At 46.7% G+C, this 22,501-nt stretch carries 22 protein-coding genes; 16 read left to right on the plus strand and 6 right to left on the minus strand.

Features of this window, described 5'->3' with window-relative positions; translation table 11 throughout:
- Window positions 1–13: 13 nt before the first annotated feature.
- Complete coding sequence (locus FTU69_RS00785; RefSeq protein WP_180103341.1) at window positions 14–718, minus strand: nitroreductase; 705 nt, start codon at window positions 716–718, stop codon at window positions 14–16.
- Between the two features lie 384 nt (window positions 719–1,102).
- Between FTU69_RS00785 and FTU69_RS00790 the strand changes: the two genes are divergently transcribed.
- From FTU69_RS00790 to FTU69_RS00800, 3 genes are all read left to right on the plus strand, one after another.
- Complete coding sequence (locus tag FTU69_RS00790) at window positions 1,103–2,404, plus strand: DcaP family trimeric outer membrane transporter (RefSeq protein WP_180103342.1); 1,302 nt, start codon at window positions 1,103–1,105, stop codon at window positions 2,402–2,404.
- Between the two features lie 599 nt (window positions 2,405–3,003).
- The gene (gene gltS, locus FTU69_RS00795) at window positions 3,004–4,242 is read left to right on the plus strand and encodes a sodium/glutamate symporter (RefSeq protein WP_016659325.1); all 1,239 of its coding nucleotides are present in this window, start codon (window positions 3,004–3,006) and stop codon (window positions 4,240–4,242) included.
- A gap of 74 nt (window positions 4,243–4,316) precedes the next feature.
- Window positions 4,317–5,792 carry a sodium:alanine symporter family protein gene (locus FTU69_RS00800; protein WP_180103343.1) on the plus strand — a complete coding sequence of 492 codons (1,476 nt, stop codon included), beginning with the start codon at window positions 4,317–4,319 and terminating at the stop codon, window positions 5,790–5,792.
- Window positions 5,793–5,856: 64 nt separating this feature from the next.
- Here FTU69_RS00800 and chrA read toward each other — a convergent pair whose 3' ends face one another.
- Entirely contained in the window at window positions 5,857–7,056 is a 1,200-nt protein-coding gene (gene chrA / locus FTU69_RS00805; RefSeq protein WP_168370090.1) for a chromate efflux transporter, read from the minus strand.
- Between the two features lie 129 nt (window positions 7,057–7,185).
- On the opposite strand from chrA, the gene FTU69_RS00810 reads away from it, so the two are divergent.
- From FTU69_RS00810 to FTU69_RS00840, 7 genes are all read left to right on the plus strand, one after another.
- Window positions 7,186–8,217, plus strand: a complete 1,032-nt coding sequence (locus tag FTU69_RS00810) for a patatin-like phospholipase family protein (RefSeq protein ID WP_180103344.1) — start codon at window positions 7,186–7,188, stop codon at window positions 8,215–8,217.
- 267 nt (window positions 8,218–8,484) lie between these two features.
- Window positions 8,485–8,664, plus strand: a complete 180-nt coding sequence (locus tag FTU69_RS00815; protein WP_227543056.1) for a hypothetical protein — start codon at window positions 8,485–8,487, stop codon at window positions 8,662–8,664.
- A gap of 285 nt (window positions 8,665–8,949) precedes the next feature.
- On the plus strand, window positions 8,950–9,465 hold the full coding sequence (locus tag FTU69_RS00820; protein ID WP_005179490.1) for an acyl-CoA thioesterase: 516 nt from the start codon (window positions 8,950–8,952) through the stop codon (window positions 9,463–9,465).
- Window positions 9,466–9,618: 153 nt separating this feature from the next.
- A complete protein-coding gene (locus FTU69_RS00825) occupies window positions 9,619–10,200 on the plus strand; it encodes a TetR/AcrR family transcriptional regulator (protein WP_104488704.1) in 582 nt (193 codons plus the stop codon).
- A gap of 4 nt (window positions 10,201–10,204) precedes the next feature.
- Window positions 10,205–11,404 carry an MFS transporter gene (locus FTU69_RS00830; RefSeq protein WP_168370091.1) on the plus strand — a complete coding sequence of 400 codons (1,200 nt, stop codon included), beginning with the start codon at window positions 10,205–10,207 and terminating at the stop codon, window positions 11,402–11,404.
- Between the two features lie 11 nt (window positions 11,405–11,415).
- Complete coding sequence (locus FTU69_RS00835) at window positions 11,416–12,309, plus strand: LysR substrate-binding domain-containing protein (protein ID WP_075174579.1); 894 nt, start codon at window positions 11,416–11,418, stop codon at window positions 12,307–12,309.
- A gap of 147 nt (window positions 12,310–12,456) precedes the next feature.
- Complete coding sequence (locus tag FTU69_RS00840; protein ID WP_005179481.1) at window positions 12,457–13,074, plus strand: glutathione S-transferase family protein; 618 nt, start codon at window positions 12,457–12,459, stop codon at window positions 13,072–13,074.
- Between the two features lie 70 nt (window positions 13,075–13,144).
- Here the strand turns inward: FTU69_RS00840 and FTU69_RS00845 are convergent, their stop codons facing one another.
- Entirely contained in the window at window positions 13,145–14,749 is a 1,605-nt protein-coding gene (locus FTU69_RS00845; RefSeq protein WP_180103345.1) for a bifunctional 3-(3-hydroxy-phenyl)propionate/3-hydroxycinnamic acid hydroxylase, read from the minus strand.
- A gap of 313 nt (window positions 14,750–15,062) precedes the next feature.
- Window positions 15,063–15,275, minus strand: coding sequence for a hypothetical protein (locus tag FTU69_RS00850; protein WP_104488708.1), 213 nt, complete (start codon window positions 15,273–15,275; stop codon window positions 15,063–15,065).
- 456 nt (window positions 15,276–15,731) lie between these two features.
- Between FTU69_RS00850 and FTU69_RS00855 the strand changes: the two genes are divergently transcribed.
- The 4 genes from FTU69_RS00855 (at window position 15,732) to FTU69_RS00870 (ending at window position 19,798) form a co-directional block, all read left to right on the plus strand.
- Window positions 15,732–16,739 carry a GTP-binding protein gene (locus FTU69_RS00855; protein ID WP_104471181.1) on the plus strand — a complete coding sequence of 336 codons (1,008 nt, stop codon included), beginning with the start codon at window positions 15,732–15,734 and terminating at the stop codon, window positions 16,737–16,739.
- A gap of 63 nt (window positions 16,740–16,802) precedes the next feature.
- The gene (locus FTU69_RS00860) at window positions 16,803–17,333 is read left to right on the plus strand and encodes a YaeQ family protein (RefSeq protein ID WP_104484245.1); all 531 of its coding nucleotides are present in this window, start codon (window positions 16,803–16,805) and stop codon (window positions 17,331–17,333) included.
- A 125-nt stretch (window positions 17,334–17,458) separates the two neighbouring features.
- Window positions 17,459–17,800 (plus strand): FKBP-type peptidyl-prolyl cis-trans isomerase, encoded by a 342-nt coding sequence (locus FTU69_RS00865; RefSeq protein ID WP_005179461.1) that lies wholly within the window; start codon window positions 17,459–17,461, stop codon window positions 17,798–17,800.
- A 117-nt stretch (window positions 17,801–17,917) separates the two neighbouring features.
- Entirely contained in the window at window positions 17,918–19,798 is a 1,881-nt protein-coding gene (locus FTU69_RS00870) for a diguanylate cyclase (RefSeq protein ID WP_180103346.1), read from the plus strand.
- Window positions 19,799–19,813: 15 nt separating this feature from the next.
- Here the strand turns inward: FTU69_RS00870 and FTU69_RS00875 are convergent, their stop codons facing one another.
- Window positions 19,814–20,260 (minus strand): GNAT family N-acetyltransferase, encoded by a 447-nt coding sequence (locus tag FTU69_RS00875; RefSeq protein WP_045796254.1) that lies wholly within the window; start codon window positions 20,258–20,260, stop codon window positions 19,814–19,816.
- Between the two features lie 309 nt (window positions 20,261–20,569).
- Here FTU69_RS00875 and FTU69_RS00880 point away from each other — a divergent pair, with 309 nt between their 5' ends.
- Entirely contained in the window at window positions 20,570–21,037 is a 468-nt protein-coding gene (locus FTU69_RS00880; protein WP_168381868.1) for a hypothetical protein, read from the plus strand.
- Here FTU69_RS00880 and FTU69_RS00885 read toward each other — a convergent pair whose 3' ends face one another.
- The gene (locus FTU69_RS00885) at window positions 21,038–21,958 is read right to left on the minus strand and encodes an alpha/beta fold hydrolase (protein WP_180103347.1); all 921 of its coding nucleotides are present in this window, start codon (window positions 21,956–21,958) and stop codon (window positions 21,038–21,040) included.
- Window positions 21,959–22,099: 141 nt separating this feature from the next.
- Here FTU69_RS00885 and FTU69_RS00890 point away from each other — a divergent pair, with 141 nt between their 5' ends.
- A complete protein-coding gene (locus FTU69_RS00890; RefSeq protein WP_180103348.1) occupies window positions 22,100–22,396 on the plus strand; it encodes a hypothetical protein in 297 nt (98 codons plus the stop codon).
- Window positions 22,397–22,501 lie beyond the last annotated feature (105 nt).

The raw sequence follows: 22,501 nt of genomic DNA on the forward strand, positions 1-22,501 counted from the left end.
CAGAGCTAAAAAATTATTCTACAAACACGGCAAATTCTTCGACCGGTACCCGTGGAGTAATAAAGCTATTCACAATATGCTCTGGATCGGCATAACCCAGGGCCATACCACAGACCAGTTCTTCATCGGCCGGGGCATTTAAGACCTCTAGTACAATGCGATGAAAGCTATTCCAGGCTGCTTGTGGGCAGGTGTCCAGTCCGCGTGCCTTGGCGGCAATCATCACGTTTTGCATCATCATGGAAAGATCCATTTTTGAACCAATTTCCAGGTCGCGATGCAGGGTAAAAAACAGGCCTACCGGTGCATCAAACAGCTGAAAATTACGTAGATGCTGTGCAGCCATCTTCTGTTTTTCGCCTTTTTCAATATTGAGCAGGCCATACAGCCCCCAGCCATTTTCACGGCGCCGCTCAATAAAAGGCGAGAACCATTGTTCCGGATAATAGGAAAAGGTGGCCTGATAATCGGCCGCACGTTCAGGATGCAAATACAGTTCAGTTTGTGCCTGACAGACCCGATCAATGAGTTCCTGACGCTTTTCACCGGTCACTACATACACCTTCCACGGCTGAATATTGGTGCCAGAAGGTGCGTGGCTGGCCACGCTTAGAATATCTTTAATCATTTGTGGATCGACCGGCCGATCTAAAAAGGCACGCACCGAATGACGCGAGCTAATGGCCTGATCGACCAGTTGTACTAGTCCTTTATCCATGAAAAATCCCTTAAAATGTTTATGTTCTAATCAACTGTTGCTATATACAATAGTCTAATATTTAACCGGGTGGCTAACTTTTGCTTTTCGATAAAACTATGATAATTCGATATTTTTACAAACGAGAATTAGAAAAATTGATCAGTCCTTTATCCTTATACGTTAAAAGTGATTTTAATAAAATAAATTAATTGTTAGATTGAAAGCATAAAACGATTACAGTTTTGTGTAATTCTTTATCGATAAGACTTTTAATTATTTAATAAATAGCAAAAGTGTGATGATTAAATGACATTTAAATTAGGGATGCTTGCCATCTGAGTCAGTATTTAAAATGTCTTAAAAGAGCACGGATGCGTATTATTTTTTACTCTGGAGAAACCCATGGATCGTAAAATCCAAACTTCACTTATCACAAAAACATTAGCGGTCGCAATTACAGCAGCAATGGCGTCTACGGTACAGGCGGCAAGCACTGAACAACAACAAATTCAAGAATTACGCCAGGAAGTACAAGCACTCAAAGCTTTAATTCAACAGCAGCAACAGGTTCAGCAACAGCAACAAGTCCAGATTCAGCAAGTTCAGGCGCAACCGGCACCTGCAGCAAAATCGGCTTCACCATTTTCCTTAAAGTCGAAAGGCGGTGCTGAAGTCAATCTGTACGGTTTTGTACGTGGTGATGCCAACTATATTGTTGAAGGTGCAGACAATGACTTCAACTCGGTACATACCAGCACAGGTGCTGCTAAAGACAAATTACGTGCAACCCCAAAAACTACACGTTTAGGTCTCGATTTCTCTTCACCAGTAGGTGACCGTAAAGTGGGCGGTAAAGTTGAAGTTGACTTCGCAGGGAGCAACGATGCATTACGTATCCGTCATGCATACTTAACGCTGGACAACTGGTTATTGGGTCAAACCACCTCTAACTTCCTGTCAAATCATGCACCAGAAATGATTGACTTTGGTACCAACGTCGGCGGCGGTATTACCCGTATTCCACAAGTGCGTTATAGCCACAAACTGGCACCGGCGACTCAATTGTTGGTTTCTGCTGAAGAAGGGAATAGCTCTGCTCAGGCACTTAAATTAAATGATGACGATGAATTAGCAACTGCTGGTTCAGATGTGACTTACCGTTTACCTGTATTAACCGCTAAATTGACTCAAGGTTTTGCCGAAGGTAAGGGGGCCGCATCAGCACGTGCATTAGTTGAACACTATAAGGCTGAATCAGGTGATGACAAAACAGGTTGGGGTGTAGCAGCAGGTGTGAATTATCAGGTTGCAGAACCGCTAAAAGTATCGGCTGATGTTTCTTATGTTCAAGGCAACAGCAATTATTTATACGGTAGTAACTCTGCATTCTATGTTAATCCAGAGAATGGTGACATTGAACAAAACGAATTTACTGCTTTCCAGGTCGGTGCGACTTATAAGTTTGCGCCAAACTTGCGTTCAACACTGGGCTATGGTGCTATTTTTGCAGATGATGGCACAGACTACGCAGCCTTAAATAGAAGTGCTAATGAAGAAGTGTACCAAGCATGGTTAAACTTTATTTATTCGCCAGTAAAACCGGTTGATTTGGGTATTGAATATATCAACGGTGAGCGTGAAACCTTTGCAGGTAACAAGTTTAAAGATAACCGTTTTGGTGTAATGGCACGTTATAACTTCTAAGTGCTGAACCAAAAAAGAGGTGGCTTGCCGCCTCTTTTTTTTATTTACCGATTTTTAAAAAAAACAATTTTAAATTCAGTTGCTTAAATTTATAGTTAAAAGCAATAAGTTAGACTAATAGCGAATAGCGTTAAAAAAATAAAGATTTTTAGAGAAAAAGATGCATAATGTGCGATTTTTTAAGCTGTATTGTTCAGCTTTTTCTATGAATTAAGATGTATTTGTTGGCTACATGAAGCAATGCATTTTCTATGTTTAGGAGCCTATATGAGATTATCTTTCTATAGTAAGCCTATTCAGAGATTTCAGCCTGACATTACCCTGCCACTGAAGTGTCTGTATTTTATTTTTCACTCCCTCTTTTTCAGGCAGTGCCGGTTGATATGAATTTGAGGAGCGAAGCTGAGTCTTGCGCTCCAGCTCAGATGCTTCTTCGCCAACTCAGAACTTTTTCTGATTTACATTATTCATATTGCAGAGTTTTCCCGTTTATTTAAATTAAACAGAGCAGCCTTATCATAAAAGGTGCTTATATCATCAGGTTTAAATAATCAGAACCGGAAAACAATAAGCATTGACCATATTAAATGGATATTGCCATGGAATTTACTTTTAATGCGTTTTACACCTTAATTGCGGCTGTAATCGTTCTCCTTTTAGGACGTTTTTTAGTTAACAATATTGATTTTCTAAGACGTTACAACATCCCGGAACCTGTCGCGGGCGGTTTGGTCGCTGCGGTAGTGTCTTTAATCGTGCACAATTTCTGGGGCTACAGCATTACCACCAGTAGTGCGCTACAAACCAGTTTTATGCTGATTTTCTTTGCCTCCATCGGTTTAAGTGCCAACTTTGCCAAACTGCGTGAAGGCGGTATTGGTCTGGTGATCTTTCTGATCGCAATTTCACTATTCATCATTGTACAAAACTTTGTCGGGATTAGTCTGGCGACAGTATTGGGCATTGATCCGCTAATTGGTATGATTGCTGGTTCCATTACCTTAACCGGTGGTCACGGGACTGCGGGTGCATGGGGTGAAATCCTTGAGGTTGAACATGGTATTCAGGGGGCTTTGGCCCTGGGGATGGCCAGTGCGACCTTCGGTCTGATTATTGGTGGTATTATTGGTGGGCCATTGGCCAAACTGCTGATCAACCGTTATCAGTTGGCTACACCAAGTACCGATGCACAAATTGAACAGCGTGACAATACGCCAGTTGAACCGGTACCGGGTGAGTTTGTGCCATTTGAATATCCGCATCAGGTGCGTTTAATTACCGCAGACAATGCCATTACCACTTTAGGTTTATTTGCAGCCTGTCTGGCCTTTGCCGAGTTTATGACTGGTTATGCCAAAGGTACGCTGTTTGAGTTGCCAACTTTTGTCTGGGCTTTGGCTGGTGGGGTAATTCTGCGTAACGTATTAGAAGGTATTTTCAAAGTCACTATTTTTGACCGTGCGATTGACGTATTTGGTAACGCTTCATTGTCTTTATATTTGGCGATGGCATTGCTGTCATTGAAATTATGGCAACTGGCAGATCTGGCGGGCCCGCTAATGGTCATTCTAGGCGCGCAAACCATCACCATGGCCTTGTATGCGGCCTTCATTACCTTCCGTGTTATGGGTAAAAACTATGATGCTGCTGTACTGGCTGCGGGTCACTGTGGTTTTGGTATGGGTGCAACACCTACTGCGGTTGCCAACATGCAGGCCATTACCAATATGTACGGTGCTTCTCATAAAGCCTTCCTGATTGTACCGCTGTGTGGTGCTTTCTTTGTCGACTTGATTAATGCGACTGTCATTCAAGTCATTCTTAAGTTTTTTGTTTAAGTAATTTGAGTGGAAAAGCCTTGTTAAAAGGCTTTTCTTTTTAGGATGACTCAATCAGCAAAGGGTGCGAAAAAATGAATGAACAATTAAATGAAACCCTAATGTCCTGGGTGACGCTTCTAAATACCCCGCTGTGGGATTTTCTGGTGATCTTTCTGGTCTTTGTCGGGGTATTTTATACCCTGATCACCGGCGCTGTACAAATTCGCCTGTTCTGGCACAGTATTAAAGCCATGAGGTCGAGCCGTAAAAAAGGCGAAGACAGTTATGGGATTACCCCATTTCAGGCCCTTGTGACCGGTTTGGCCAGTCGGGTCGGGGTCGGTAACGTTGCCGGTGTTGCGATTGCGATTGCGATTGGTGGTCCGGGTGCGGTGTTCTGGATGTGGTTTACCGCATTTTTAGGCATGAGTTCGGCCTTTGTCGAATCTTCACTGGCGCAGCTATTTAAGGTGCGTGATACCAGCAACCATCAGTTCCGTGGTGGTCCGGCCTATTACATTACCCAAGGCCTGAAACAGAAATGGCTGGGTGTAGTATTTGCGGTTGCCCTGATTTTAACTTACGGTTTCGTGTTTAACGCGGTGCAGGCCAACTCGATTATCAGTGCCACATCACATGCCTGGGGCTGGAATCAGGCCAATCTGACTGTTCCAATGGGTGCATTCAGTTTTGAACTGTCCTGGTTGGGTCTGGTTCTGGTCGTCATGACCGCCATGATTATTTTTGGCGGGATTAAACGTATTGCCAAAGTGGCAGAGAAATTTGTCCCGATTATGGCGCTGCTGTATCTGGTGGTGGCATTGTATATCGCCGTGATTAATCTGCCGATTATTCCGGATATTTTCCGCCTGATTTTCAGCAAGGCTTTTGAATTTGATGCCGCTGCCGGTGGTTTCTTTGGGGCGATGGTGTCGATGGCGATGATGATGGGCATCAAGCGTGGTCTGTTCTCCAATGAAGCGGGGATGGGTTCTGCACCAAACGCGGCTGCTGTGTCGGATGTAAAACATCCAGTGAATCAGGGGCTGGTACAGATGCTGGGCGTATTCGTGGACACCTTTATTGTCTGTTCATGTACCGCAATCATCATTTTGTCTTCCGGTTTATATCAGAATGCCGGTTTTGAAGGGGTGACCCTGACCCAGATGGCGCTGGAAAGCCAGATTGGCCATTGGGGCGATGACTTCCTGGCCATTATCCTGTTTATGTTTGCTTATTCGTCGATTATTGGGAACTACGCCTATGCCGAAGGTAACGTGCAGTTCATTAACAACAACCGCAAGATCATGCTGATTTTCCGTCTGCTGGTGCTGTTTATGGTGTATTTCGGCGCGATTGCCACCGTACCACTGATCTGGTCGATGGCCGATCTGTTTATGGGCGTGATGGCCACCATCAACCTGTTTGCCATTTTACTGCTGACGCCATTTGTGCTGATGTTGCTAAAAGACTTCAAAGCACAGCTGAAGCGTGGCGTGAAAGAGCCGGAATTTAAACTGGACAATCATCCTAAATTTAAAGACCGGGTTAATTCCGATATCTGGTAATGCAAACAACAACAGCCTCATCATGAGGCTGTTGTTTTATCAAGAGAATATTCTTTTAGATGCGTTAGCTCAGCAAAGACAGCAAACCCATATACACGCCAAAGCTACCAATCAGGCTGACCCACACCGGCAGTTTGCTTTTCAGTAAAACAATCACAAACATCACAAACGCCAGATCCAGCACTGATGTTAAATAATCCTGTCCCATATCAACAATGAGCGCGAGCAATAAACCCACCACCGCGGCATTAATACCAATCACCGCATGTTTGATTTTGTCCTGATGCATCAGCCAGGACCAATGCGGCAGGGTAGCAAAAATCAGAAAGAACGAGGGCAGGAAAATGGCGATGGTGGCAATGATCGCGTTCAGCACAGGATAGGCAGTTAAATCCAGAAAATAGCCGACATAGCTGGCAAAGCTGAATAAAGGACCCGGCATGAGCTGGGCAAAGGCATAGCCTAAATCAAACTGCTGGGCTGAGATCATGCCGGTACTGACAAAGTCCTGATGCAGCAGCGGTAAAATAATATGCCCACCACCAAAGACCAGTGCAGCAGACTGATAAAAGCCTAAAAAGCCTTCAGCCAGCAGATGCGGATTGATCCAGTTCAGCGCACCGAGCAGCAGAAATGGACAGATAAATAAGATTAGCCAGAGTGTAGTTGAGCCGAAACTGCGCTGTTCCAGCTGAAAACTCGATGCGGTATTACTACCAGTTTGAGGTTGTGCTTTGGCAATCCACATGCCGGCCAGACCAGCCAGCACAATCACCAGAATCTGGTTATATGACAGTGGCAGGAACCAGATCATGAGTGCGGACACGAGCATTAGCAGGTATTGCCACCAGCTTTTGCAAAAGCTTTGCAGCATTTGCCAGAAGGCCCAGAACACCACCGCCAGTACAATCAGTTGAATGGCATGAAAATACGCCGAACTGATCCACGGGAATAACTGCTGACCGATAAAGGCCAGTAGGGTCATCAGCAAGGCCGAGGGCAGGGTAAAACCCAGCCAGGCCACCACTGAACCTAAATAGCCACGTTTTAAATAGCCAATGGCCAGTCCGACCTGACTGCTGGTCGGGCCGGGTAACAGTTGCGCTAAAGCGACGACCTGGGCATAGTCTTCATCTTTGAGCCAGTGCAAACGCTGCACAAAAGTCTGGTGAAAAAACACCAGATGCGCGGCTGGGCCCCCAAAAGATAAGCATCCCAGCTTAAAGAAAATCAGAAAAATCTGTGAATAAGATAAAGAAGACATTGGCTAGAATTTTAAAAAACCCGACTTAAGTTTAAACTGAGCAGATGACAGTTTAACGAATTTAAACAATGTACTGCAGAAAATCTCCTTAGACTACAGCAGGTCTGTCGAGTTCAGATCGAGGAATCCATGTTGAATAAAAATCTTGGCTTTATCAGTGTGATGGGGGCAGTCATGCTGACCTTAGGCGCCTGTCAGCATCTGCCAGAACAGCATCAGGGGGTGTCCTCTCAATTACTGGCGACCCCGGCAATGGCTGAGGCCAGCCAGCAGAACGCACGCATGAACTTTAAAACATTGCCGCAATATACCGGACAGGACCCGGTCATTGCCTTGGTGCTGGGCAGCGGCGGCGCGCGCGGTTACGCCCATATTGGCGTGATTGAAGTGCTGGAACAAAATGGCATCCGCCCGGATTTTATCGTCGGGACCAGTGCCGGCAGTATAGTCGGGTCGATTTATGCCAGTGGTAAAAGTGCGCATGAGCTGCGCCAGATTGCCCTGAACATGAAAGCCAATGATGTCCGTGACATCAAACTGGATATGAAAGGCTTCTTCGATGGCAAAAAAGTCGAGGACTATGTCAATACGCAGGTCAACCAGTTGCCATTAGAGCAGCTGCCAATTCCGATGTATGTGGTGGCCACCGAATTGAAACAGGGCAAGAAAGTGGTGTTTAATGCCGGCAATACCGGACAGGCGGTACGGGCGTCGGTGTCAATTCCAAGCATGTTTATTCCAACCCGAATTGCCGATGCCGAATATGTCGATGGTGGACTGGTCAGTCCGGTGCCGGTAGATGTCGCCCGCGAACTGGGTGCGGACATTGTGATTGCGGTCGATATTCTGGCCCAGCCGATGTATACCGAAACCAGCCATGTCTGGGGGCTGTTTAACCAGAATATTAATATCATGCAGAAGCATCTGGCTCAGGAAGATCTGAAACATGCCGATATTGTAATTCAGCCAGATTTACGCGAAAAAGCACATATTTTTGATGTGCAGGGCCGCGAAGCCACCATGCAGGCCGGTGTGGTCGCCGCCTATGGCAAGCTGGGGCAGATTTCGCAGGTCTATCAGCATAAAGGCTATGCCGATGGTCACCGGATTCAAACCTATAACCTGCAACAAAATACTGTTGATACACATTCGGGGCGCTAGAATGCTGCCGGTTTTTTCTATAACTTAAGTCGAGTAAAAATGGCAAGAATGCTCATATTGCAATTTGCTTTTGGCGTTAATTGCCTGATGTTATTCAATAAAGGGATTTCGATTCATGCTCAAAAGGTTGCGATTAATATTTAAAGTTTATATAAGCGTATTTTAATTCAGCTATTTAAGTTTACCTGTTGTTAATAAAGCTCTTATACTGGCCGTATCAGAATATAACGATTTATCTTAGAAGCTAAAACTGAGCAGGGCATGAGCATGAAGCAATTACACATTGGACAATCTGTACAACTGGCCAGCATGGAACAAATTATTTTTACCATTAAAAAAATTAATGCCGATGGTTCCTATGAAATTGAAGCCCAGCTCGATGCGCAAAATGTTTTAAATTATGGTCACGTGTCGCCGGAAATGTTGCGTCATATCAACCCGGCTTAAAAACTCAGGCAGTAAAAGTCCAATTTTGGGCTGAGCTCATCTGCCCGAATGGAAAAAATCCACCTCCTGACGCACCTGCTGAAATCCTGTTCAAGTGGTGTCGGGATGTGGATAAATAATTGAAAATTCAAGTAATAGCGCAAAACACTATATATTTTTCTAAATAATACCCCAATCACCATAAATAATAATGATGACTTTATTGCCGAATTGAACATTTAATTTGTGTTAAAAACGATATAATAATATTCACATATCCTGTCTTTTATAAGAGCCGAAAACAAGATGTCCCCATTAGATCAGCTTAAACCCATCTTAGAAGATCAATCTGAATTAACCATGTCGGTGTTAATGACGCCAGATATGGCAAACTTTTCCGGTAATGTTCATGGGGGAACAATTCTAAAATTACTGGATCAGGTGGCTTATGCCTGTGCCAGCCGTTATTCAGGCAGCTATGTGGTGACACTTTCGGTAGATAAAGTGAACTTTAAGGAACCAATTCATGTCGGCGAGTTGGTGACTTTCCTGGCCAGTGTGAACCATGTAGGCCGTACTTCCATGGAAATTGGCATTCGCGTCGAAGCGCAGAACATTCAAAAACGCACCGTGCGTCATACCAACAGTTGCTATTTTACCATGGTCGCAGTTGATGAGCAGGGCAAACCCAAACAGGTGCCGGCCTTAAATCTGGACAATGACTGGAAACGCTGCCGTTTTGAAGCGGCAGAACAGCGTAAAGTGGCGCGTTTACAGGAAGGTACTCATCCATCTTGCAGTATTTACAAGAAGTCGATTTAAGTCTGACTTTCACTGTGTTGAAGAAAGACCTGAAATTTCAGGTCTTTTTTTATTGCCAAATTTTTTCATACCAGACGACAAAAGAATCACTCGCCAGCCGGCACCAACTGGCTTATTATAAAACGATACGTATCGTTTCGTTTTGGGCTAGGTATGGAAACTGAAAAATCATCACGGCGGCAGCAATGTATTTTAAATGCTGTGGTCGAGGCACTGGCAGAGTATGACTATAGCCATCTGACCATTGAGGATATTGCCACGCGGGCCGGTGTGGGGAAATCGACCATCTACCGCTGGTGGAAACATAAATCCGAACTGGTGTTCGATGCCTTTAAGCTGCAAACCGCCTCGATTTTTGAACTCGACTTTAGCCAGTCTTTGCAGTTTAACCTGACCCAGCAATTGTTTAAGCTGAGTCAGGCGCTGAACCATCAGGTTGGGCGGGCGGTACTGGTGGTGATGGCCGAGCAGCGTGAAACTGCCGCAGCATTTTTTCGTGAATATTTGCTGCCACGGCGTGAACAGATGCGCAAGCTGATTCAGCTGGCGATTCAGCGTGGCGAAATTGTGGCGCAGTATCCGTTTGAACTGATGCTCGACACGCTATATGCACCGATTCATTACCAGATTATTTTCTTTAACCGGATGCCCGATGCCGACTATATTCAGCAGCTGATTGAGATGGTGCTGGCACCAGTCCGGGTTCAGCCGCTTATTGATGCGCAGGAGCGCTAAGCCTATGTCTGCTCAAAGTTCTGCTGCATTATGGAATCGTGCATTTATTCTGTGTCTTTTCAATAACCTGTTTCTGTTTGTTTATTATTTTGCCCTGCTAGCCGTATTACCAATTTATATCATGAATGATCTGGGCGGCACGGTCAAAGAAGCCGGTTTGGCTCTGACCCTGTTTCTGGTGTCCTCGATTGCCATCCGGCCGTTTTCCGGTTTAATCGTGGAAAAGCTGGGCAAGAAACTGTCTTTTCGTGGTTCTGAGCTGTGCTTTGTGCTGTTTGCCTTTTGCTATATCTGGATTGACAGCATGTGGAGCCTGCTGCTGGTGCGTTTTTTACATGGCATCTGGTTCAGTATTTTAACCACGGTGGCGGTGCCGGTGGCCAGTGACTTTATTCCAGAAGCGCGTAAAGGCGAGGGCATTGGTTATTTTGTGATGTCGACCAATTTGGGCGTGGTTTTTGGGCCTTTAATTGCCTTAACCACCATCCAGTTCACCAGTTTTCGGGTGTTGTTTGCCGTGCTGGCAGTGATTATGGCGATGGGTTTTCTGTTCTGCCTTAGCCTGAAACTGCAGGATGATCGGGTCAAACCAGCTAATCTGTCTGATCCATCTGCCACGAAACCCCGGCTGAGCCTGCATGATATTGTCGAAACCCGGGTCATTCCGGTGGGGCTGGTGGCCATGCTGACTGCCTTGGCCTATTCCAGCGTGATCAGTTTTATTACTGCCTATAGTGAAGCCAAGCAGTTACTGGCCTATACCAGTCTGTTCTTTGTGGTCTTTGCTGTGTCCATGATTGTGGTGCGGCCGTGGGTCGGCAAGCGTTATGATCGTAAAGGTCCAAGTGCGGTGATGTATCCGTCCTTTGTGTGTTTTGCCATGGGACTGGTGATTGTCAGCTTTTTATCTAATCCGTGGATTTTATGGCTGTCGGCGGTGTTTATTGGTATTGGCTACGGCACCTTGTTTCCGTGTCTGCAAACCGTGGCCATTCAAACGGTCAATAAACAGCGCATGGGTCATGCGATTTCAACGTTCTTTACCCTGTTTGATCTGGGGCTGGCACTCGGTTCCGTGCTGATGGGCATCCTGATTGCCTGGATGGGCTTCCAGCTGACCTATTTACTCTGCGCCGTGCTGGTGCTGTTGACCTTGCTGCTTTACAAAGCCATGGTCACACCAACCTTGCGTCAGGCTCCCTAAGAGGCTTCAACATGGAATTAAGACATTTACGTTATTTTGTTGCGGTGGCAGAAGAGCTGAACTTTACCCGGGCCGCAGCCAGAATGTATACCGTGCAGCCATCTTTAAGCCAGCAAATTAAAGATCTGGAACAGGAGGTCGGGGTACAGTTATTGCTGCGTTCCAACCGTAAAGTGGAACTGACTCCAGAAGGCGAGGCCTTTTTAAAGCAGGCGCGTTTGTGTCTGGACTATGCCGACAAAGCTATTCAGGAGGCGCGTCAGGTGGCACAGGCACAGAAAGCACAGTTGAATATCGGCTTTGTGCCGGTGGCTGAAATGAAAGTGTTTCCTTATATCATGCCGAATATTCGCGCCCAGTTTCCCGATTTAAAAATCCATTTTCATAGCCTGCCGGATGCCGAGCAGTTTAAGGCCTTAAGTCGGGCGGAAATTGATATTGCTTTTACCCGCTATCCAGATGAATCGGGAGCGTTTGAGTCAATCCGGATTTTTGATGAACCGCTGACCCTGATTGTGCCGAAGGATTCTCCGGCGGCCAGCTTAAAACATATCAGTATTAAAAGTTTTCAGCAGCAGGATTTTGTGATTAGTGATGAGCACGCTTCACCGCAGCTGTACAAGATTATTCAGGACTTTTTAAAGCAGTCCAGGCTGGAGATTCATGTGGTGCAGCATTCCACCAATATCCTGATGAACGTTAATCTGGTCGGGATGGGTGTCGGCTGGAGTCTGGTGCCGGCTTATGTGATTCCGTTACTTGGCGATAAAATTGTGGTGAAAAATACATTAGAGCCACTGCCGATGATTGGCCTCTATGCCAGCTATCGCAAACAACATCGCAGCGAAGCGATTGAGCTGATTTTAAAAGTGTTAAAAGCGCAGTTTTATATGGATTTTGGCTAAAGCGTGTGTGTTACGCCCAACTACATATCGGCGCAGCCGGTTTTTTAAAATTGGTGAAGCCGTTAAAGATGGACACAAATCAACAGCGTTTCTCGCCGGACAGCAGGCTTAAAATATAAGCATTGATGCACTGTCGAGGAACTCCACATGCAACTGTATACGCATCCTCAATCACGTGGTCAGACCCTAATGCCGCTATTACAGGAGCTGCAGATTCAGGATCAGATCGAGATTATTCAGGTCAGTTGGGAAGATCTGCAACAGCCAGAGTATCGGGCCATGAATCCTTTGGGCAAAGTGCCGCTACTGGTCGATGGCCCGGTTTTTATTAGTGAAACCCCGGCAATTTTTGCCTATCTGGCTGATCATTTCTTTGAACAAGGTTTGGCCCCGGCCCTGGACGATCCGCAGCGCGGCGCCTATTTCAAATGGCTATTTTTCTGTCATGGCCCATTAACCGAATGGATTGACTTGAGCAATTTCCAGATCAGTCAGGCCCAGCTCGAACAGCATAAACGCGGTTTAGGGATGGGATTGCCGGAAGATCTGATGGCGTTTTTAAAACAGGGACTGCAGCAGGCCAACCCCTATTTGCTCGGTGAGCGTATGAGTGCCGCAGATTTGTATCTGGCGTACTGGCTGGCCTATGCCATTGCTCTGAAGGCCATTCCTTATCTGGAAGAATTTCGGCCGTATCTGCAATGGATGGCGCAGCGGCCATCCTTAAGTCAGGTGATCTGGTTTCAGCAGCTGGATCAGCATTGAAACAGTGGCATGAACATGAGCGCGAATAGCAAAAAACCACGCCTGAGCGTGGTTTTTTGAAGGGTTCATCTTATTGGGCATGCAGTTTCTGGAACAGTTGCTGACTGGTACTTTCCAGGGTTTGCGGAATTGCCAGCGCCGCAACGAAACGGTCAGGGCGTAAAATTACCACCGAGCCTGTGGTTTTGCCAAACCAGCTGCGAATTTCTGTGCCCAGATCACCAATGGTGATGACATCTGCAGAGTGTTTCGGCTGTGGATGTTTGAGCTGCACCGCAGGAATCACCTGAATAAATTTCACCCCCAGTTTCTGCCATTGCTGCATGCTGCTGTCAGACAGTCCCCATTTTGGATCAACGCCCCAAGCGATAATCGCAAAGTCATTGCTCAGTACGTCATCCAGCAGCACCGTTTCACCTGAGGCCAGTTGTACCTGCGGCTGAATAAACATTTTACCGACCGGCGAGTATTTATCGGTTTGTGGCAACAGGGCGCCATCCTGATATTTCGGCATCGGCTTAAAGCGCATTTCCAGTAAATACTGTTTGATTGGCTTGATGTAGTTCAGCACATAAGAAATGCCATCACGGACAATACCGTGCCATTGTTTTGGCGGCGCCAGCACATGCCCGGCCATCACCGATAAATCAATCATGGCTTTGGCATGGTCTTTACGTTCAATCTGGTATGAATCAAGCAGCTCGGCAGCGGCTTTGCCCTGAATCACCAGCGCCATTTTCCAGGCCAGGTTAAAGGCATCACGCATGCCGCTGTTATAGCCCTGACCCTGCCACACCGGCATAATATGTGCTGCATCGCCGGCCAGTAAAATCCGGTCAACACGGAATTTTTCGGCAATACGCGCATTGTGGGTATAGACGCGCTGGCGAATGACCTCGATGCCATCGGTGGTTGGCAGTACTTTAGACAGTAACTTGGCGATATTTTCCGGTTTGCTCAGTTCTTCCTGGGTTTCGCCCGGCATCACCATAAACTCGAAACGGCGGATGCCATGTGGCAGGGCGGCGGACACATAAGGACGCACCGGGTCACAGCACAGATAAATATGCGGCGTGGCCAGTGGGTCATTATCAATATCAATCACAATCCACTGGTTCGGAGCTGTTTTACCATCAAAGGCAATATTCAGACGACGGCGTACCAGAGAATTGCCGCCATCGCAGGCAATCAGATACTGCGCCTGAATCACTTCCTGCTGACCCTCACGGGTATGCAGTTTGAGCGTCACGCCACTTGCATCTTGACGAAACTCGGTCAGTTCCCGGGAAAAAAGCACTTGGGTCTGTTCATATTGGGTCAAGCCGTTTAACAGCACCTGATCGACCTGCGGCTGGATAAAGGCATTGCGGCGCGAGAAACCAAATTCGCGGGTCAGCGGTTGAATATCGGCGAAGCAGCGGCCTTTTGGGGTAAGAAAGCGCATGGCATGATTGGGCGTGGTATGCGGCAAGACCTGATCGACCAGACCTAAAGATTGAATGGTCCGCAACGATTCATCATCAATCCCGATGGCGCGTGGGTAATCAATCAGGCGATCCAGCTGTTCCACTACCATCACCTGAATACCTTGTTTGCTTAAATAATTGGCGATGGTTAAGCCGACCGGACCGGCACCCAAAATTGCCACTTCAGTTGTATAGTTTGTTGTGTTCATCGCGAGGTCCATCCATCACGTCAGATTAACGTCCATTAACGGTGAAAGGCTGGGATTCAACAAGTTATGCCATAGTGGAAACAGAGGTCGACTGTAGAGGGTAGTAAATAAGATGATTTTTATAATTTGTTGATTAGATGAATATTTATAATAAAAATACGATCATTCAGGATGATGTTACGATCATTTATTTCTATAGTAAAAAGACCATTTCCATAAAAAAGTGAAACCGCATCAAAGCGGTTCCACCTTCACACAATGGTATTTAATACGGTGCTGCCATCAAAGATAGCAACGCACAGTATGGCAACTCTTAACGTGCAGTTTTCTCTTTTTCATCGCTTGATACGGCTTCAGACGCAGGCTGATCTGCTGCCCCGGCATTGGCCGCTGCTGCTGGTTGTTCCTGGGTGCTGACAATCACTTTGTCTTCAGTTTGGGTATTGGCTGGTGCTGCCGGTGCAGCAAAAGTGGTTGCGGTAGCAGCCGCAAACGTGGTCGCAAGTAAAATTTGAGTTAATTTCATGTTAGGCATCCTTTAATATTCATTTTAGAGTTGACCTCGTATGCACATCACCTGCATCGAGGACAGGCTTCATGCTATGCCGCAGTAGGAGATTGAGCAATCGAAGCAACAAAGCAAAAAATCTGCTTAACATTGGCTCTACATGAATGAAGAAAATGTAGCAATTGGGTAAGAATTTACCGTTTTTTGCATCTAAAATCGGCGAACTTACAGAGGAGATAGCTCGAACTATCCCCATGCCGAGATAAATAAAATTACATTGCTACCGATATTGCAGCGTTACAGGAAAAAACTGCGGGCAGATAAATGTAATTAAATTTTTCTAAAAGATAGCAAAGGTAGGCGCATTTTCTGGCTCAAGCTGAAAAAATCTCAGCCAGAAAGCCGCAGTGCTGGCTTGAACCACATGGCAATCTTGCATAGCATGCAAACGTTGCCCAGCCAAAGAGTAGACCTGTGAAACTGATTGCACCGACACGCGCCGTTCCAACCCATATTATTTCCGGTTTTCTGGGAGCCGGGAAAACCACCCTGTTACAGCAATTGCTGCGTCAAAAGCCGGAGCAGGAAGTCTGGGCGGTGCTGATGAACGAATTTGGCCAGATCGGCATCGACCAGCAGATTTTGCCGCAAAGTGACGGTTTTGAAATTAAGGAACTGCTCGGTGGCTGTTTATGTTGCAGCAGCCAGTTACCAATGCAGATTGCCTTGTCACGCTTGCTAGATGAAGCCAAGCCCGACCGGCTGTTTATTGAACCTACCGGATTGGGCCATCCGCTGCAATTACTGGAACAGCTGACCGAACCGCACTGGCACAGCCATCTGGATATGCGCGCCTTGGTCACGGTGGTGGATGGTTCACGTTTGCACGATGCCGACTGGACCCAGCAAAACCTGTATACCGACCAGTTAAAAGCCGCCCAGATTATTGTGATTTCACATCCGGATCAGATGCAGCCGGCAGATGAACAGGGCCTGGAAAAATTAAAACAGGAATATCAGGCCTATGCACCGCGCTGGCTAGCTGCTGAAAACGGTCAGCTGCCATTGGCTGAAATTGATCTGGCCCATGTCGGCATCCAGCGTAAAATCCAGCCTTTATTGCAGCTGCAACGCACACTGCCGGCACAGGCAGAGCTGCCGGAAATTAAACAGTTGCCCTATCATTATGTGGAAACGGCGCAGGGGTATTCGGTGGCCGGCTGGAAATTTTCCCGGCGCTGGCAATTTGACTTTTATGCATTGTTGGATCTGCTCTGTGAACAGCAGGACTGGTTGCGGATTAAAGCAATTTTTCACACCAATCAGGGCTGGAAAACCTTTAATTTCAATCCGCAGCAATTTAACTATCAGTCATCGCCCGAAAATACCGATAACCGGATTGAGCTGATTTATCGTAATGCCCGAGACTGGAGCGCGTTTGAGGAACAGCTGCTGGCCTGTCGCATTGACAATACTGCCTAGAATCTGTTCAGCACGGGGCAGCAAAATCCGATATGCTAGGCGCCAAATTTGAGGATCACGTGTATGGCGCTTAAAGCAACAATTTATAAAGCAGATTTAAATATTGCCAATATGGATGTGCATCAATATGGTGACTATCAGCTCACCATGGCCTTGCATCCGTCTGAAACCATCGAGCGCCTGATGGTGCGTATTCTGGCATTTGCCCGCTATGCCGATGACGCACTGGAATTCACCAAAGACCTGTTTGAAACCGATGAGCCGGCGCTGTGGCAAAAAGATCTTACAGGTCAGCTAATAAACTGGATTGAAGTCGGCTGCCCGGATGAAGACAAGGTCAAAAAAGCCAGCGCCCGTTGCCAACAGGTGGCGGTGGTGGCCTATGGCAGCAATGTCGATGACTGGTATAAACGCTCCAGCAAGCTGAAAACCCTGAAAAATGTTCAGGTCTGGAAACTGTCTACCGCCACCACCGAAGCCATTCAGCAACTGTGTGAACGTACCATGCAGCTACAGCTAAATGTGATGGATGGCGAATGGACCTTAATTGGCGATCAGGCCCAGGCCGTGATTGAATGGGAACAGTTGCAGTAACCCATCCGGTTGCTGCTGTGGTGTCAGGTCGATAAACGGCTGCAATTTAGCGGCCTAAATTATGCAGCTGTCATCAATTCCTTTTATACTCATGCACAATTGATTTGGTTGAAGAGAGCAGACGCATGTCAAAAGAATTAGAAATTATTGATTTAAAAGTGGGTGAGGGTAAAGAAGCAGTCAAAGGCGCTTTAATTACCACTCACTATACCGGCTGGCTGGAAGATGGTACCAAGTTCGATTCTTCCATTGACCGCGGTAACTATTTTGAAACCGTGATCGGTACCGGCCGTGTGATTAAAGGTTGGGATCAGGGCATTCTCGGGATGAAAGTTGGCGGTAAGCGCAAGCTGATCGTGCCATCCCATTTGGCATATGGCGAGCGTAAAATTGGCAATATTATTCCGGCCAATTCCAACCTGATTTTTGAAATTGAATTATTTGACGTGAAAACCCGCGACGAATAAGCCTTCCACATTCCCTGACCGGAGAACAGGATGTCTCTGGTCGGCTTGTGCAAAAATAGTGCAAAAAGTAATTTGAAAGCCCTTCAATACACAGTACATTAAAATCATTCCTTTCCAATGTCTGCAGGGATTATCATTTTATTGGAACAGCGCGCGTACTTTCTGATTTCTGTCCTGTTGATGGCCTGGCTGTGTCTGTGTGCACTCAGCCTTGCTTCGGCACGAGCACATTATGATTCCTCACCAGACTCCTATTATCAGCAGCAGCTGATTACGACCCTGCAGTTTAGTGAACGTTCCAGTACCAATTTGGATGGCTCATGGCTGTTTTACAATCAGCAGTTTATTCAACAGCCCAGTGCAGTACTGACTGCAGAACGGGTACATCTACCGGCTTCTTTTCAGCAACTGACCGGCCAAATGGAAGGCTATGGCACATTTATTGGGCATTTTCAGCTGCCAAAAGAATTTGTCGGTCGCCGAATTGCAATCTGGATGCCCAGCCAGCAAGGTGCCTACCGGGTGTATTTAAATGGTGAGCCGCTGGCACGTGTGGGGGAAGCCGGTCCTGATGCTGCCCGCCATGAAAACGGTAATGGTCATCGGCTTGCCCATTTTATTGCCGACAGTGAATATTTTACCCTGGCGATTCAGGCCTCCAGTTTCCAGAACTCCAGGGGCGGGCTGGAACATTCAATAAAAATCGGACTCAGCCGTACCATAAACTATCAATACCAGCGCTTGATGATGAGCGTGGCCATGATCAGCGGCGGGGTGCTCGGGATTGGGCTGTTTACCCTGGTCTTTTCCTTTTTCCGTGGGGTGATGTCGCCGAATGCACAAAGTATGTTTGTATTTGGCATTTTTATTGTGTTTCTGGCGCTGCACAACCTGTTCGCAGCCCCGTATGCCTATACTGCTTTTACCGATATCAACTGGATTTGGGGATTGCGGCTGCAATATCTGTTCAGTTTTCTGGCCATTTTATTTTTCTTGAGCTATATGTTCCTGTTTAACCAGCGTTATTTGCATCGGTGGGTATATTGTGCTGCGCTGCTGCTTATTGCCATTAATCTGGTCGCTGCATTGTGGGCACCACCGATGGTGCTGGAACAGCTGGCGTTATGGAGTTCTTTATTCAGCCTGCTGGTGCTAGTCAATTTTATCTACGGTTTTGCCAAAACTTTGCGGCAGAAACTGAGCTATTCCAAATTAACCGTATGTGCGGTATTGCTGCTATTTGGCAGCTTTATTCATGATCTGCTGCTGGCCTTAAACCTGATTGAATCAATTCCTTTATCGTTTATTTCTACCAGTCTGTATGCCTTGCTGATTATGCTGCAGCAGGCACGTAACTATGCGCGTGATACGGTCTATATTGAAAAACTGAATAACCGTTTGCTGAGCCTGAATAATTCGCTGGATGTTAAAGTCAAGGAACGTACCGCCCAGTTAAGTCAGTTAAATGCCAAGCTGGAATTGCAGGTAAAAATTGATGCGCTGACCGGTGCCTATAATCGCCGTGCCTTGAATGATGAAATTTTGCTACGTTTTGAGCAGACCTGTCAGCAGCCTGAATATACCCTGGCGTTTGTGATGCTGGATATCGATTATTTTAAAAAATATAACGATCATTATGGCCACTTAAAAGGAGATCAGGTTTTGCAGCAGCTGGTGCTGATCTTGAATCGTGCCTTGCCTAAAAATGCCTATGTAGCGCGTTATGGTGGTGAAGAATTTGCCTTGATACTGCACAATGTCCCGATTGCCTTATTAGAGCCGATGATGGTGCAGGTATTACAGGCGGTTCGTGCCGAGCAGATACAGCACATTGCCCGTCAGGATGCGAAAGACTATATTACGGTCAGTATGGGCGTGGCCTGGATGACTGGCAAGCAGCCCTATGCCAGTGTACTGGAATTTATGAAAGCGGCCGATCAGCAGCTGTATCTGGCCAAAGAAGCCGGCCGGGATCAGTGCAGGATTGCCGGGCATTAAGCCAGTGAAAAATCTTTAGTCCAGATATTTGACCAAAGGAATATGTAAAACAGGCTCAATTGCCTGCGGCTGAATCTGAAAGCCATATTTTTGATAAAAGGGTAGCGCAGTACGGGTGCTGGCTAGCACAATCCGTTTCATTTGGCGTTGCTGATAATAATGCAACACTTCATTGAGCAGCAGTTTGCCAATACCACGCTGCTGGACATCGGGCGCGACATAATTCATTAAAACTTCACCCTGATCGCTGGCCAGAATAAAACCGACCACCTGATGCTGCAGCTCATACACCCAGCAGTTGTTATAGTGCATCAGTAACAGCAGATTTTCCTGATTTTTATTTTCGAGCAGGCGTTGAATCTTGATTTCACGATGTTGATGATCGAGGCTACAGGATCGGATACTGTCGTGCAAAACGCGAATAAGGCTCGGGACATCTTGAATTCGAGCGGATCTAATCATTGTGTTGGTAAAGGCATAAACAAGCACCTATTTGAATGTAAATAAACCTTCAATAAAATGACAATCTTGTTGTGATTTACGCAGTTTTTTAGGCGTTGTGAGAATTTTTTATTGGGGGATTGATACTGTTTTGTGTCAAAATGAATAAAAAGACAGCAGTTTGGCAGCGCAGATGCGATGGGGTCATCTTGATGAGCGCATGGAATCATCCTCATCGTCAGGCATGATCCATCTGTAAGAGCGCTGAGATAAGAGACACGAGACCAAACGTTGGGAAATGAGAACCGAACCATTGAGGTAAGCGGGCTTATGGCAAAAATACTGGCAATCCTCCTGATTTTTCTGGCCTTTTATGCGCTGTGGAAAGTCATGATCAAAATCAGAATTAACCGTGCCTTTCAGAAACATCAGGCCGCCTATTGCAATATGGTACAAGGCCCGATTAGCCAGAAATGCCCGCGACCGGTTGAAGAGGTGATTGAAGAAGTCGCTGCCTATGAACAGCAACTGTTTGATGATGTGGCGGACATCTTTATGCAGGACGCATTAGTTGTACAGCATAAAGAGGATGGCTCAATGCTGCAGGAACAGGTATTGCGTAAAATGCCGGCCAAAACCCAGACCCGGATTACAGATACCGATCTGGGCGAATGGACCATTTACTGGACCTTCTATGAGCAGTCGCTAGAATACTACGTGAGCCAGTACGGTATTTTTATCACCCATGTGGATCGGGAGGGCCGTGAAACCCAGCAGCGCCTGTCTTTACCGTCCTGATTACTTTGAAATGCTCACTTCGGTGTTTGCATCGGATGGCAGATATAGGTCAAACGTGGCCGCCACCTGATCCCAGATTTGTTCTGCGCCTTGGCGGAAATAGCCCATATGTCCAATCTGGCTTAAGCCAAACTGCTGCGGACTCAGGTTGATCATTTTCACTGAGGCATTGCAATAATGCTGCATAAAGGCATACCGGGAATTGGGTAAGGCCCAGTCATCATCCAGTGAAGAAGCGGCATAAATTGGGGTTTTGACCTGTGCATAACATTCAAACAGCGCCTGTTGTGCCGGGTCACCAAAAAAGTAAGTCGGATTTTTACACCATTTACGCCATTCCTGATATACGCCCAGCGGCAGGTCCGCGCCCATGTTCAGCTTACTCCATGGCAAATAACCGGCCAGGGCCACCATTGGCGGGAAAATCAGGTTCCAGACAAATTGCACTTTAATTTTTTCTTTCAGTGGCATATAGCCATGCCAGCCGGCGCCGGTACCAAAACAGTACAGTGCCGTGACCTGTGCATGATTTGGTGCTAATCCGAGTGCTTGTCCGCCATAGGAATGACCGACCATAAATAGCGGCATCTGCTCACGTTTAAAATAAGCAATCGCACCGGCCAGATCCAGTTTGCCCCAATCCAGATAGGACATCTGAAAGCCTTTCAGCCGTTTCGGTGCCGATTTGGCCACACCCCGATAATCAAAACACAGCACCTGATACTGATATTGAATCATGTACTCGGCAAAGCGGCGATAAAAGGCTTGCGGCACGCCGGTTGCACAGGCCACCAGCAGCTGCGCCTTAACTTGTGGCGGGGTATAACAGGTACCGGTCAGTAAATAACCATCGCTGGCCGGGAAAGTAACGCTGCTGATTTCAAGCGGCGATGTGTGGATAGCAGAGGTGGTGGTGTTCATCCTGAACTCGTATATTTTTAGACTGGTTCTAGTTTGAATGTTGCGGAGGGGCAGAGTCAAAACTGGCGCGTTCATCGGCCAGACGGTTTAAAATAAAAGACGATAGAAATAAACAGCAATAAAAGCAGGATGAGATAAGCCATGCTGATTGATTTTCGCCAGCAGCAACAGGTCAGGTTTGAACAGGTGGCACGGCGTCTGCAACAGGCCGCTGCCGAGGGCCTGCATTTTGATTCAGTCGCCGATTTTTATCAGTCGGGCTGGCTTGAGCAGTTTCCGGCCGGCATTCGCTGGTCGGTGGCCGGACTGGATGATGGCGCTGAACAGTTTTATGCCCGGATTGATTATCTGGACTGTTTTGTCCGGATTGATGCCGGTGAGATGCTGCGGATTGAATATGGCAGACACCAGAACAATCCGACCACATTCAGCCAATGACAGCGCGTGCAGAATTCTTTTAAATAAACAGGCGATGAACCGGCTGCAACAGCAGGTTCCCCACCAAGAACAAGACCGAAGAAAAAGACAAAATCAGGGATCAAC

It is taken from the genome of Acinetobacter sp. YH12134 (genome assembly GCF_013418555.1).
Classification (GTDB): Bacteria; Pseudomonadota; Gammaproteobacteria; order Pseudomonadales; family Moraxellaceae; genus Acinetobacter; species Acinetobacter indicus.